We start from the raw sequence: 13,360 nt of genomic DNA on the forward strand, positions 1-13,360 counted from the left end.
CGAGGGGAGGGGAGCGCGCAAGGCGGAGCTCCGCACGCAGTGGGGGCGCGGGCATCGGGCTGCCAGGGGCAGGACGCGGCCGCTGGCCGGGGCTCGGATGGCGACCGGTCGAGGGGTCGCCGTCCGGGGTGGGGAACTCGGCTCTGATCATGAAACCTCCGTGGGGTTGGGGCAGTGCCGTCAGGCGTCCGCCCATGGCCGCGACCCGTTCGCGCATGCCCTGCAGCCCGTGGCCGGCGCCGTCACTGGTCGCCGCTGCGCCCAGACCGTTGTCGGTGACCGTCAACACGACCTGGTGGGGGGAATGGATGAGGCTGACCATGCAGCGGGCCTCGGGGCCGGCGTGCTTGAGGAAGTTGGTGACGCCTTCCTGCGCAATCCGATAGATGGTCAGTTCCATCGCCGGCGACAGCGGACGAGGCTGACCGGACAGGTGCAGCGCGACCCGGTCCCCAGCCCGTTCGACCATGCTGGGCAGGTCATCGACGCCCGGGGTGGGGTTGTAGTCGACGTGCTGGTCGGGGCCGCCGCGCAGCACGCCGACCAGTCGGCGCATCTCGGTGAGCGCGTCGCGTCCGGTCTCGGCGATGGTGGTGAGCACCTCGGCCGCGGCCTCCGGTTTCTTGGCGGCCATCGCCCGGCCGCCCTCGGCCTGGACGATCATCACCGACACCGAGTGGGCCACGATGTCGTGCAACTCCCGGGCGATCTGGTTGCGGGTGTTCACCTCGGCGATGCGGGCGGCATGCTCGCGGCCACGCAGCAGGGACTGGTAGTGCTCCTGCTCGGCGCGCAGCCGCTGCTCCTTGACCATGGCGGCGTCACGCACCCGCCGTCCGAAGGCGTAGGGGGTGACCACCAGACCGGCGCAGACCAGCACAAAGAGCACCAGGGACATCACCTCGCCGGTGACCGACTCGTACTGGGCGGCCATCCGGTTCAACAGGCCCGGGAACCAGGACAGCGGTCCCAGCACCGCGGCGGCGCACCCGATCAGCAGCACCAGCCGCGGGCGTCCCTCGACCCACCGGGCGTAGGAGTAGACCGCGATCGGGATGGCGACCAGGAAGCCCGTGGGCCAGGTCACCGTCAGCATCTGGACGATGCCCGCGATGGTGACGATGGTCAGCATCAGCCGGGGGTTGCGGCGTCGCCACAACAGGCTGACCATCATGGTCTGGCCGGTGACGTAGGCCATCAGGCCCTCGCCCCCGTAGGCCAGCATGGCCAGGTGGGGCACGCCCAGCAGCACGCTGGCAGCAGCAACCAGCACCGCGTTCAGCTTGAACGCGGAGTCCTCGGACGATGCGGGTCGTGGCCCTGCGGGAAAACTCATCGCAGCAAGCCTAGGTCGCGGCACTGACCCGGGCCGTCAGACTGAGGGATGCTTTGACCCGGCGGGCCCTGTGTCCACCGTACGAACGATGTTCACAACAGCCCCATCGGGACTAGCCTGAGAACCAATGAGCGTCCAGCCTGTCCCCGCCGATGACAGTGGCCGCGTCATGGGCATCCCCCTCGTGCCTGCCCACGGTGCCGCCGCGTGGGGCTACCGTGCGCTCGCAGGCCAGATCGAGACCAGTCCGATCCACCGCGCCTGGCTCTACCAGATGCTCGACTTCGTCAACGCCCGCCTTGACCTGTCCGACCACAGGATGCTGGTGCTGTTGAAGCTGCTGCACACCTCGAGCGACGTGTTGCCGCCCGTGACCCGCGAACAGGTGCGCAGCGCCGTCCTCGGTTTCCGGTACGGCATCGAGGAGCCCGGCCGCGACGGCATGTGCACCTGGACCGAGAACCACCAGTTGCTCTTCGCGACCTGTGAGTACCTGGCGGGGCAGTTCTATCCCGACGAGACTTTTTCCAACGACGGACGCACGGGCGCCATGAAGCGCGCCCACGCCCACCAGCAGTTGCTGGAGTGGCTCGAGGACCGCTACCACCACGGCTTCAGCGAATGGCTGTCCAACACCTACTACGAGTTGATGGCCTGCGCCCTGGTGGCCCTGGTCGACCACGCCGAAAACGACGACCTGGCCACCCGGGCCGCGATGGTGCTCGACCTGCTGCTGCTCGACATGGCGCTGCACCGCTTCCAGGGACACTTCGCGGCCAGCGGCGGACGAGTGCACCGCCCGCAGAAGATGGACCCCACCCGGGCCGAGGTCGAGGTGATTCTGGCCTCGGCGTTCGCCTCGCCGCCCCGGTTCGACCACGACCAGCTGTCGGCCATCTTCGTGGCCCGGGAGAAGTACCGGGTGCCGGACGTCATCGTCGAGATCGCCCAGGCCGAGGGTGCCCGCCAGATCCGCACCAGTCAGGGGCGTGACGTCGACGAGGCCATTGACGACGTGAACCGCCGCCTGGGCAACGCCCCGGAGGAGGAGCGCTTCACCCGGTTGGTGCGCACCGCCTGGGGGCAGCAGGCCTACGTCACCCCCGAGACGATCACCCTGACCATGAAGGCGCTGACCCGCTACCGGCTCGAGGAGAACCGTTTCCTCAGTCCGCTGGTGGCCTTCTCCAAGGTCAAGTCACCGGCGGCCCAGCGGACACTGCTGCGGGCGCTGAACCCGATCATTTCGGGCACCGCCCTGCACCGGGCCAATGTCTTCACCTACCGCACCCCGAACTACCTGATCTCCAGTGCGCAGAACTACCGGCCGGGGGAATTCGGCGACCAGCAGCACCTGTGGCACGCTGCCTTCCCGCGCGACATCTCCATCTTCTCGACCCATCCGGGGTCGACGCACCTGACCGGTGAGGGTCGTCCGCCATCACCGACGACCTGGGTGGGCAATGGCGTGAACCCCGCCGTCGGGCAGTTCAACAACGTCCTGCTGGCGCTGCACGACCTGCGCACCCGGCGCGGCTACCTGGAGGCCCGGCGCCACGAGTACAGCCACCTGCACTTCCCGTTCGTGAAGTTCGACGAGACGACGTTGGGCGCGCGGCTGGTGGCCGGGCGGATCGGTACCAGCCTGGTCGGCATCGTCTCGCTGCAACGCATCGAACTGGTCAGTCAGACCGAGCTGGTGCAGCGGGGGCTGGTCACCGGGTGGGCGGTGGTGGCCTCGGACCTGAGCGAGTTCAGCAGCCTGCAGTCCTTCGTGGCCATGTTGAAGACGTCGACGCTGCACCACCTGCGTGGGGCGATGGTCTTCAACGTCGACCATTCGAACTCGACCACCACCACCCAGCGTCCCCACGAGTACCGGCTGGAGTTCAAGGGCCGTTTCCTGGTGGACGGGGTCGCCCAGAACCCGCACTACTGGCGCCACGACAACGACTGGGTGGCAGCCGCCCGCGGCGCCGACCGCATCCTGGTGCACGGCCGTGACCGCACCCTGCGGCTGGAGTGGAGCAGCTGCACCCGCGAGGAACGCTGAGGGTCACTCGATGGGGTCGGTGGCCTCCGCCCACAGCGCGGCCTCGGCCTCGGCGCGTCGCACCTCACGACGGGCGGCGATGGCCACGGCCACTCCGAGGGTTGCCAGCACGACCAGGATGACCTTCTTCATGCAGTCACCCTATGTGCTGGCCCGATCAGAAGCCGAGCAGTTCGCGTCGGCGGGGCAGCCAGGCCAGGGCGTCGCGGATGCCGTCGGCCTCGGTGAGTTCGGCGGTCCAGCCCAGCACGTCGGCGGCCTTGGTGCTGACCGTGTAGGCGCCGGCCACGTCCCCGGGGCGCGACGGCCCGTCGGTGGAGCGCAACGGTTCACCGGTGGCGGCCTCGAAGGCCTGCACCAACTCCTTGACGGTGGCGCCCTTGCCGGTGCCCAGGTTGACCACCTGGTAGGGCTCATTGGCGGTGGCCTGGTCGAAGTGTTCCAGGGCGGCGACGTGGGCCCGGGCCAGGTCCCAGACGTGGATGTAGTCGCGGATGCCCGACCCGTCCCGGGTGGGCCAGTCGACGCCGGTGACGGTGAACGTGTCGTGGTTCTGCCACGCCTCGATCATCTTGCCGAGCACGTGGCTGGGCTTCTCGGTCTGCAGCCCCGTGCGGAACTGCGGGTCAGCGCCGATCGGATTGAAGTAGCGCAGGCTCATCACCCGCACGTCGGTCGCGGCTGCGGTGTCCCGCAGCACGTACTCGACCATGAACTTGGTCGTCGCGTAGGGGCTGCCCGGGTCCAGCGGAGACTCCTCGGTGACCTGGAAGACCTCATTGGTGGCATAGATCGAGGCTGAACTGCTGAACAGCATCCGGTCGACCCCGTGGGCGGCCATCGCCTGCAGCAGGGTGATGGTCTTGGCCACGTTGTTCTCGTAGTAGCCCAGCGGGTCGGCCACCGACTCGGGCACGACGATCTTCGCCGCGCAGTGCACCACCGCGTCAATCCGGTGCTCGGTGAAGACGCGGTCCAGCAGGGCCCGGTCGCCCACGTCACCCTCGTGGACCGGACGACCCAGCACGTACTCGTGGCGTCCGGTGGAGAAGTCGTCGAGCAGGACGACCTGGTGACCGGCGTCCAGGCACGCCGAGGCGACGGTGCTGCCGATGAATCCGGCGCCGCCGGTGATCAGGACCAACATGGGCTTCTCCTAGGGATGGCTGCACCGCCCATGCTAGGGGGCCGTGACGCTGGCGGGGCGGTGAGGACCCAGCAGAATGCCCCAGGATGAGCCTTTCAGGGCTGGAAGTCACCTGGTTAGCCGGTCCTGGGGCAGTCTGCTGGGATGCCGTCGCCCGGAACTAGGGTGGGACCGTGAGCATCCTCGAACTCCTGATCATGGTGGTGGCCGGGTTGGCCATCGGGTTCAGCATGGGGACGGTGGGCGGCGGCGGGGCGATCCTGGCCGTGCCGGTGCTCGTCTACGCGGTGCACCAGACCCCCTTGCAAGCCACCACCGGGTCGCTGGTCGTCGTCGGCGTCACCGGAGTTCTAGGGGCGTGGCTGGCGTGGCGGCAGCGGCGCCTGGACGTCGGCCAGGGTCTGGTCTTCGGGGCTGCGGCCGTGGCCGGGTCGGCGGTGGGCGCGCTGGCGGCCCACCGGGTGGACGCGGCGGTGCTGATGGCCTGCTTCGCGGTGCTGATGCTGGTGACGGGGTTCACCATGGTGCGCAAACTCGTCACGCCGCCCACCGGCGCGGTGCACGAGTCGCGTCCGGTGTGGGCCGAGGGACGCTTCGACTGGGCGCAGGTGGCCAAGGTGGCGGCCGTCGCCTCGGTGGTCGGCTTCCTGACCGGATTCCTGGGGGTGGGCGGTGGCTTCATGATCGTCCCGGCCCTGACCCTGGTGCTGGGGGTGCCGATGCGGAAGGCGGCGGGCACCTCGTTGATGGTGATAGCTATTTCGTGCGCGGCGGCCCTGGTGACCAGGTGGGTTTCGGAACCGTCGGGTGTGCAACCCCCGTGGGTGCTGGTCGCCCCCCTGGTCACCTTCGCCGTGGTCGGGCTGCTGCTGGGCGCGGCCGTGGCGGCCAGGGCGAACAATCGGCAACTGTCGATCGGTTTCGCGGTGCTTGTGTGCGGGGTGGCGCTGTACACCTCCGCGCAGGCGCTACCGGCCCTGTTCTGACCCGAACCGGGCCAGCCCCGGGTCGTCGTCGGTGAGCCGGCCGACCAGGGCGATGACCGCGCAGATGCCGGCGGCCATCATCAGCGGCTTGCCGAGCATGTGGTCGCCCAGGGAGCCGATCAGGGCATGGTCGTTCATGCCCGTGATGCGAGTCTGTGCCGACCACGCCAGGGTCACCGCCGAGAGCAGGACCGCGGTGACGAAGAACAGCACCCGACTGGCCCGCGGCAGCGCCTGGGAGTCACCGTGGGTGAGGGTCCCGTCGGTCAGGATGCGCCAGAACAGGCTGAGCAGGATCACCATGGTGCCCGAGACCCCGGCGAAGACCAGACTCGGTTCCGAGAGCGGTTCCCGGAAGCGGAACAGGGTGGCCAGGGCGCTGACCAGCAGCACCTGCTTCCACACCACCTCGCGATGCCCCTCACGGATCCACAACAGGGCCACCATCACGAAGGTCAGCGCCACCAGCGCCACCGCCAGGGCGTCGATCGTCCAGATGATCCGCAACGCCCCGCCGGTCAGGGTGCGCACCGCCGACATCAGCATCAGCACGCAGTAGCAGGCCAGCACGACCGGCGTGATCCGGTCATTGCGCCTGGCCCTGACCACGGCCAGCCACAGTGCCCCGCCCACCGAGATGACCCGCATCACGGCATTGGCGATGGTGCCCTGGGTCGCCTCGACGACCCGGTCGAGGCTGCCGATCTTGAAGATGTCCAGGTACATGTCGACGTGGATCGCCAGCAGGCTCAGCGCCAACTGGGGGACGACCAGGAACGCCAACGGGTAGGCCAGCGGTGTCCAGGCGTTGTCCAGCGCCTCCGGGGGGACCGGGTGCAGACCCTTGTCGCGGCGGAACCGCAGCAACCCCAGCGACAGCAGCAGCGCCGCGGTGAGCACCGCGATCGAGGTGACCCAGACCTCCGGGCTCCAGGACGGGTCGCCGGCCCGGGACAGCGCCACCCCCCGGATGATCACGGCAGCACCGAGCATCAGGGACAGAGCGATGGTGGCGGGGCGTTCCAGCATCCGGGTGACCCGGTCGGCGGTCCACTCCGAGAGCGAGACCGCCACCTGGGCCGCCGAGTAGCCGGTGACGATCAGCGCCGGGGTGGCCAGGGTGGTGAACGTGACCAGCAGGGTGAGCAGCATGGTGGCGCGGAAGTCGTAGCTGAAGTGGATCCCCGAGCCCATCGGGACGAAGACCGCCAACGCCGAGAGCACCAGCAGCACCGGGAACTCGAACCAGGCGAAGCGCCGCCCGATCCTGGCCACGGTGAACACCACGATGGCCACGATGGCCGCGACACCGCCGGCGGCCGACCAGGAGGGCGGGAACAACGCGATCGAGAGCACGCTGAGGAACGGTGACAGCAGCAGGGGCAGCACCAGAAAGCGCGCCCCGATGTGGATGTGCAGGTTGGCGGTCAGGCCCAGGGCGATGGTCAACACGCACAGCCACAACAGCACCATCACCGACCAACTGCCGACCAGCTGCTGTCCACCGACCGGCACAGGGTCGTCGGCGCCCCGAATCCATCCCGAGCCCAGGATCATGCCCGAGCACACCAGGATGCCGAACACGGCGACCACGATGACCGACACCAAGCCCCGCGGCCAGTGCCTGGTGTCGGGGAAGCCGTCCCTGATCGGGTCGACGATGACCTTGCCGCCGATCTGGGCGATGACGGTGCGCAGCCCCGGCTTCGGTGGAACCCAGGCCGCGGCCGGGCCGGGAACTGTCGGTAGGGGCGGCCCGGCGGGCGGGGTCGGCGCCGTCCGGGGCGCCACCCGCCGTGGCTGTGGTGGGCCCGGTGCCGCGGTGGCACGCGGACGACGCACGGTCGCATCGGGGTCGAAGGTGGTCACGGTCGGCCCCATCGGAAGAACTCGCTGAGATTGGTGATCACGCACAGGTTGTCGCGACCACGCACCAACCAGGACGAGTACGCCTGGCGTGGCGCCATCGGGAGCACGGAGCGCACGTCGCCGGAGGGATCCAGCACGGTGATGCCGTCGGCGGTGAGCACCGCCAGCAGCGACCCGTCGCTGGACAGGGTCTGGGCATGCAGGGCCCGGGTGAAGAGCGGTGCCCCGGTGGCGGCCGAGAAGGCCAGCAGGTCGGTCTCCTGGGGGCAGAAGACGGAGTCGCCGATGGCCGTCAGCTGGGTGCACTCATCGGTCCAGGTGGACCAGTGGGCGCGTCCGTCCAGGTCGACCAGGCTGACCAGCCCCCCGGTGTCGGCCACCACCAACCCGGACGGGGTGCGCACCACCGAGGTGACCTGGTCGAGCATCGTGAACGACAGGTACAGCGCGGGACCGTCATAGAGGTGCACGTCAGGCCCGGCGACCAGCACCGTCATCGGACGCCCGTCGACCTCGATGATGCTCAGCGGCACCTCACCTGCGGGTGCGGCCACCCGCCAGCGCTGCGCGCCGGTGCGCAGGTCGTGGGCCGTCAGGAAGCCGTCCAGGGTCAGCATGACCAAGGTGTCGTCGTCCAGTTGCACCGGGGGCAGCCCCGCGATGTCGCCGGTGGGCACCTGCCAGCGCATCAGGCCGTCGACGTCGTAGGCCACCAGTTGGCGGTCGCTGGTGGCGGCCACGACCAGATCACCAGCACCAAGTAGGGCCAGGGTGGTGGGCCCGGGACGGCGCACCCAGCCCAGTTGCAGGCCGAGGTCGGCGCCGTCGGCGGTGTGGGGCTTCAGGAAGCCCAGCTGGTTGCTGACCTGGTGGATGTAGGCGAAGCCGGTGCCCAGCGGCACCGGGGCCGAGCCCAGCGACGGCGTCAGGTCGAGGGTACCGTTCTTGATGGCCGACTGCATCGGGGTCAGCGCGCTGAAGTCCACCGAGGCACTGGCGGTGGTCAGGGCCTTCTCGGCCCAGGTCAACGGTTCGGTGGTCAGGCTCGCCCCGTCCCAGGCGACGATGCCACGGCCGGGGCAGCGGGTGATCGCGGACTGGCTGGGTTCCTCGTCGATGGTGTCCTGGTAGGTGACGGTGATGCAGTCCTCACCCAGGGGCGACGCGGCGATCGAGGCGGAGCGGACGAGCTTCAGCGTGCGGGCGGACCCCATCAGGTGCAGCGTCGACTCCTGCTGCCAGGTGGTGCCCGGTGTCGGGTCCGGGGGCAGCTCGATGACGGCCGGGATGGCCGAGAACTCAAACGTGGTGGTGCCGCCGCTGAAGACCCGCAGACCCTGCTCGCCCAGGTGGTAGAAGGTCTGGGTCGTGGAGTCCTCGGCCATCTCGGTCTCGGTCACCCAGTGCCACGTCTGCAGGTCCTCGAACTCGAGGCCACCGATCGCCCCCCAGCCCGCCTCGGAGCGCTCGACCCATCCCTGGCTACCGGGCAGGTGGGAGGTCTCGACCACCGAGCTGCCCCCCTCGTCGCGCAGGACGGTGCGGTGCCCCGAGGGTGCCACGTACTGGGCGGCGGGCACGTCCGGGTAGAGCGGCGCCGGTCGGGCCACCGCAGCCAGGGCCCACGAGGCGACGGTGGCCATGACCACCGCGGCCACCGCCAGCCAGGTGGCGGGCTGTCGGACGGCGGGAGTGGCGACAATGCCCGGCTGTTCGTGGGGGACGAGGTTCTGCTGGCCGGGTTGCGAGGTGGGGAGGCGCGAGGTGACGCTGTCAGAGGTGACGGTGAGAGGGTGGACGGGGCTCTGGGGCGGGGCAGGTGTCGGCCAGGGGCGCTGCGATGGCTGCTCCGACATGGCCTCAGGGTAGCCCCGGGACGGCCATCTGGAACAGTGTTGCGGTCGGCCGTCTTCGCCGCGGGCGAACACCGCATTTCGTGGACCCCCCTAGCGGACGACCCCGGCGTGACCAACGATGGAGCCCATGACTCTTCGTCCTGAAACCCTTGCCGTGCACGCCGGTCAGGAGACCGCCGACCCGACCACCAATGCCCGGGCGGTGCCGATCTACCAGACCACCTCGTACGTCTTCGACAGCACCGAACATGCGGCAGACCTGTTTGCCCTGCGCACCCCCGGCAACATCTACACCCGCATCATGAACCCCACCCAGAGTGTCTTCGAAGAGCGGGTGAACGCGCTGGAGGGTGGTGTCGGCGCCCTGGCCACCGCGTCCGGTGCTGCCGCGGTGACCTATGCCGTGCTGAACCTGGCCGGGGCCGGCGACAACATCGTCGCCCTGTCGACCCTGTACGGCGGCACCTTCGCCCTGTTCGCCCACACCCTGCCGCAGTTCGGCATCGAGACCCGGTTCGTCGACCCCAACAAGCCCGAGGACCTGGCCCGGCACGTCGACGAGAACACCCGGCTGGTCTTCGGTGAGACGGTCGGCAACCCGCAGCTGAACGTCATGGACGTCGATGCCTGGGCCGAGGCGGCGCACGCCCAGGGCCTGCCCCTGGTCATCGACAACACCGTGCCCACCCCGTACCTGACCCGCATCTTCGACCACGGCGCCGACGTCGCGATCCACGCGGCGACGAAGTACCTGGGCGGCCACGGCACCTCGATGGGCGGCATCATCGTCGATTCCGGGAAGTTCGACTGGACGGCCCACGCCGACCGGTTCAAGAACCTCACCGGCCCCGACGGCGCCTACCACGGCGTGGTGTGGACCGACGCGGCCGGCCCCGCCGCCTACATCCTGCGGGCCCGCACCGTGCTGCTGCGCAACACCGGAGCCGCCATCACCCCGATGAACTCGTGGCTGTTCCTGCAGGGCATCGAGACGCTGCACCTGCGCATGGAGCGCCATTCGCAGAACGCGCTGGCGGTGGCGAAGTACCTGGAGCAGCACCCCGCCGTGGCGTGGGTGAACTACCCCGGTCTGGAGTCCAGCCCCTACCACCAGGTGGCCCAGCGCATCCTGAAGGGCGGCTTCGGTGGCCTGGTCGCGTTCGGGCTCAAGGCCGGACGCGAGGGCGGCTCGACCGTGGTGGAGGGCCTGGAGTTGTTCAGCCACCTGGCCAATATCGGCGACACCAAGTCGCTGGTGATCCACAACGCCTCGACCACCCACTCCCAGCTCACCGAGGAGGAACTGCAGGCGGCCGGGGTGCCGCCGGAGATGATCCGCCTGTCGGTGGGCATCGAGCACGTGGACGACCTGATCGCCGACCTGGAGCAGGCGCTGGCCAAGCTGTCCTGACCCTGGTTTCAACGAGTGGGGCTGGGCGTGGCGCCGGGCACTTGACCGGCAGGGTCACAGAGCGACGCGACCGCCCCACTCATGGAACTCCACAGCAGCGGCTTGGTGAACAGCGGCGAGCACCACCCGGGGGTCACCGCGCGCAGGTTCGTCCCGTCGTCGATGCCATTGTTGCGGCAGTTGCCGACGGTCGCGTACAACTCGCGGACGCCTTGGGCGGTGGCGAGGCGGACGACGATGGCCGACGTGTCGTGGTACTCCGCCAGGCAGCTGTCCGGAAGGTTGGGCCCGCCGCCGACCGGGGATTGTTGGATGGCGCTGAGCATCGCGCGGGCAGCGTCGCCGGTGAGGCGCTGCGAGGCGATCAGCCGTGGGCCGGGGACGGTGTCCGCGGCTGACTCCGGAGACTTCTGGTACTGGCACAGACTCAGGGAGTCGATCTGGCCGACGGCGGTCACGTCGAACTTTTCGGTGGGTCGGGTCCACGCCCACAGGTCAATGGGGGAGCGCGGTGCGCAGCCGACGTGATCCCTGGTGAAGGTCGTGGCCGTGGCCAGGATCTTGTCAGCCAGCGCCTCGTCGGCCGCCAGACCGCTGGGGACCGCCACCGTGACCAGGACATTGCCCATGTCGCGGGTTCGGTGCCAGGCCTGGAGGTCGACAGGGTCACCGTAGGGGCTGCTCAGGGAGAGGTGCATGACGTCCTGCTCACGGGGCAGCGGGCCCGGACAACCGATCGCCATCCGCGCCAGTGACCCTGTGAAGCTTGAGTAGTAGGGCACGCTCGGGAAGCGATTCTTCGCGCCACCACACCAATCGCCACCGGGTGCGGTCGCGTAGTCCCATTCGGCGGGCACCTGGACGGCCACGTCCCGGCTGGAGACCCATTGGAATCCGTCCATGGGTGCCGGCAGGCCACTCAGCGCGGCGGGCGGGGAAGTGGGCGATGGCTGCTGCGCTGGCGAGGTCCGGGGCACAGGTGTGGGCGTCGGGCTCGGGGCGAGTGGGAAGCATGCCTCGCCCACCCTTGAGCTCATCTGCAGCACCCCCACGGGTTCAGTTCTGGTTGCCGGTCCGCACCAGTCGGCCATGGTTGTCCGCACGGCGGTGCCGTCGTCAATGCCGCCATGGCAGTCGTCGACGTAGACGTACAGCTCGCGAGGTCCGGAACTGGTCTGCAACATCAACACCAGCCCGTCATTCTGTGCTGCGGTCGCGGCGCATCGGGCGACCTTCGCCGGGTCGGTCGCGGGAGCGGACCGGATGGCCTGGAGCAGTCCCTGAACCTCGGCGGCAGGAATGACCGCGGAGGCCACCAATCTCGGCCCGGGCTGCTGGTCCTCGGCCGCCGTGGTGGGACGTTCGTACTGGCATACGGAGATCGACGTCACCTCCGACAGCACCTCGATGTCGGAGGCCGGCGCGGGACGGACCCACGGCAGCCGGTCTATGGGCGAGCGGGGCGTGCATCCGGCCTGGTCAGCGGTGAACGTGATGGCACTGGCCAGGATCTTCTCGGCGAGGGCCTCATCCTCGGCCGAACCGCTGGGCACGGCGACGGCCACCTGGATACCGCTCACCTCCTTGACCCGGTACCACTCAGGGAAGGGGTCGGACGTGTTGCCACGAACGAGCCGAAGATGCATGACGTCACGCTCACGGGTCAGCGTCCCGGGACAGGCGATCGCCACCATCGGCACGACGCCGGTGAAGGTGGAGTAGTAGGGCTCCTCCTGCGGTTTCCCTTCCAGGCTGCAGAGGTTCGTGAATTGAGGGGCATTGGCAAACCCCCAGGTACCGGGCACCTGAACCGCGACGTCGCGCGACGACACCCACTGGAAACCGGGTTCGGGTGCCGGCAGCGAGCCCAGCTGTGGTCCGGTCGCCGTCGCCGGGGGTGGCGTGCTGACCAAAGACGTCGGACCGTCTGCCACCTCGTTCAGGCTGAACTGGCGGATCGCCAGCGCGCCGATCATGGCCACCACGATGACTGCCGCGGCCACCGCCAGCCAGTGCAGTCGGGGCCCTGTCCGGGTCGGAACCGAGATGCCTTCCGAATTGACGTCGCCGGCGTGTGTCGCGAAGGCATCCCGGAATGCCTGCTCTGTCCGCCCGTCGTCCGGAGCGCGGTCGTCCGGAGCTGGGGAATCCGGGGGCGTCAGGTTCTGCGGGTTCTGGTCGTCGGTCATGATTTCAGGTCCTCCCGGGTGAGTCGGGGCTGCATGGCCACCAGGGCACGGTGCAGGTGGGAGCGCACGGTGGCCTCGGGCATGTCGAGGACGATGGCGATCTCCTGGTGGGGCAGGTCAGCCCAGTAGCGCAGCACCACCACGGCCCGTTGGCTCGGCGGCAGTTCGCCACACAGCTGCCAGGCGAGCACGGCGTCGGTGGTTCGTCCGGGTTCGTCGGTTGCTTCGGGACGTTCGGAGGTCGGCGGCAGGGGAGCCTCGTGGCGGCCGTGTCGACGCCAGCGGTCGACCGTGGCATTGGTGATGGAACGGCGGGCATAGGCCAACGGGTCGCCGGCGCGGATCAGGTGCTGCCAGCGCTTGTGGATTGCCAGCAGCACGTCCTGGACGATGTCGCGGGCCTCTTCGCGGTCGTGGCAGACCAAGTAGGCATACGAGACCAGGTGTCCCTGGTGCTCGGCAACCCACCGCTCGAAATCGGTCTCCACATCCCTATCCACGTCGATGGCGACC

Annotated in this window: 10 protein-coding genes; 3 read left to right on the forward strand and 7 right to left on the reverse strand. The window is 69.3% G+C overall.

Annotated features, from left to right (window positions below; genetic code table 11):
- Positions 1-1,336 (reverse strand): sensor histidine kinase (locus tag IPV09_RS03620; protein ID WP_207473746.1); only part of this gene is annotated, 1,336 nt, incomplete at its 3' end.
- 127 nt (positions 1,337-1,463) lie between these two features.
- Between IPV09_RS03620 and IPV09_RS03625 the strand changes: the two genes are divergently transcribed.
- Positions 1,464-3,389 (forward strand): hypothetical protein, encoded by a 1,926-nt coding sequence (locus tag IPV09_RS03625; RefSeq protein WP_207473747.1) that lies wholly within the window; start codon positions 1,464-1,466, stop codon positions 3,387-3,389.
- A 3-nt stretch (positions 3,390-3,392) separates the two neighbouring features.
- Here the strand turns inward: IPV09_RS03625 and IPV09_RS14125 are convergent, their stop codons facing one another.
- Complete coding sequence (locus tag IPV09_RS14125; protein WP_242681201.1) at positions 3,393-3,521, reverse strand: DLW-39 family protein; 129 nt, start codon at positions 3,519-3,521, stop codon at positions 3,393-3,395.
- A gap of 25 nt (positions 3,522-3,546) precedes the next feature.
- On the reverse strand, positions 3,547-4,536 hold the full coding sequence (galE, locus tag IPV09_RS03630; RefSeq protein ID WP_207473748.1) for a UDP-glucose 4-epimerase GalE: 990 nt from the start codon (positions 4,534-4,536) through the stop codon (positions 3,547-3,549).
- A 173-nt stretch (positions 4,537-4,709) separates the two neighbouring features.
- Between galE and IPV09_RS03635 the strand changes: the two genes are divergently transcribed.
- Positions 4,710-5,522 carry a sulfite exporter TauE/SafE family protein gene (locus IPV09_RS03635; RefSeq protein ID WP_207473749.1) on the forward strand — a complete coding sequence of 271 codons (813 nt, stop codon included), beginning with the start codon at positions 4,710-4,712 and terminating at the stop codon, positions 5,520-5,522.
- Here the strand turns inward: IPV09_RS03635 and IPV09_RS03640 are convergent.
- Positions 5,505-7,391 (reverse strand): hypothetical protein, encoded by a 1,887-nt coding sequence (locus tag IPV09_RS03640; protein ID WP_207473751.1) that lies wholly within the window; start codon positions 7,389-7,391, stop codon positions 5,505-5,507. The genes IPV09_RS03635 and IPV09_RS03640 overlap by 18 nt on opposite strands.
- A complete protein-coding gene (locus IPV09_RS03645) occupies positions 7,388-9,247 on the reverse strand; it encodes a PQQ-binding-like beta-propeller repeat protein (RefSeq protein WP_207473752.1) in 1,860 nt (619 codons plus the stop codon). The genes IPV09_RS03640 and IPV09_RS03645 overlap by 4 nt, the downstream gene beginning before the upstream one ends.
- Before the next feature lie 127 nt (positions 9,248-9,374).
- On the opposite strand from IPV09_RS03645, the gene IPV09_RS03650 reads away from it, so the two are divergent.
- Positions 9,375-10,658, forward strand: coding sequence for an O-acetylhomoserine aminocarboxypropyltransferase/cysteine synthase family protein (locus IPV09_RS03650; RefSeq protein ID WP_207473753.1), 1,284 nt, complete (start codon positions 9,375-9,377; stop codon positions 10,656-10,658).
- 8 nt (positions 10,659-10,666) lie between these two features.
- Here the strand turns inward: IPV09_RS03650 and IPV09_RS03655 are convergent, their stop codons facing one another.
- Positions 10,667-12,847, reverse strand: a complete 2,181-nt coding sequence (locus IPV09_RS03655; protein WP_207473754.1) for a hypothetical protein — start codon at positions 12,845-12,847, stop codon at positions 10,667-10,669.
- Entirely contained in the window at positions 12,844-13,335 is a 492-nt protein-coding gene (locus tag IPV09_RS03660) for a sigma-70 family RNA polymerase sigma factor (RefSeq protein ID WP_207473755.1), read from the reverse strand. The genes IPV09_RS03655 and IPV09_RS03660 overlap by 4 nt, the downstream gene beginning before the upstream one ends.
- Between the last annotated feature and the right edge of the window lie 25 nt (positions 13,336-13,360).

It is taken from the genome of Tessaracoccus sp. SD287, from assembly GCF_017355265.1.
GTDB lineage: Bacteria > Actinomycetota > Actinomycetes > Propionibacteriales > Propionibacteriaceae > Aestuariimicrobium.

Bases quoted from the DNA above. Each gene is read 5' to 3' on its own strand.
- IPV09_RS03625 (WP_207473747.1), top strand. From the start codon at position 1,464: ATGAGCGTCCAGCCTGTCCCCGCCGATGACAGTGGCCGCGTCATGGGC.
- IPV09_RS14125 (WP_242681201.1), bottom strand. From the start codon at position 3,521: ATGAAGAAGGTCATCCTGGTCGTGCTGGCAACCCTCGGAGTGGCCGTG.
- galE (WP_207473748.1), bottom strand. From the start codon at position 4,536: ATGTTGGTCCTGATCACCGGCGGCGCCGGATTCATCGGCAGCACCGTC.
- IPV09_RS03645 (WP_207473752.1), bottom strand. From the start codon at position 9,247: ATGTCGGAGCAGCCATCGCAGCGCCCCTGGCCGACACCTGCCCCGCCC.
- IPV09_RS03650 (WP_207473753.1), top strand. From the start codon at position 9,375: ATGACTCTTCGTCCTGAAACCCTTGCCGTGCACGCCGGTCAGGAGACC.
- IPV09_RS03655 (WP_207473754.1), bottom strand. From the start codon at position 12,847: ATGACCGACGACCAGAACCCGCAGAACCTGACGCCCCCGGATTCCCCA.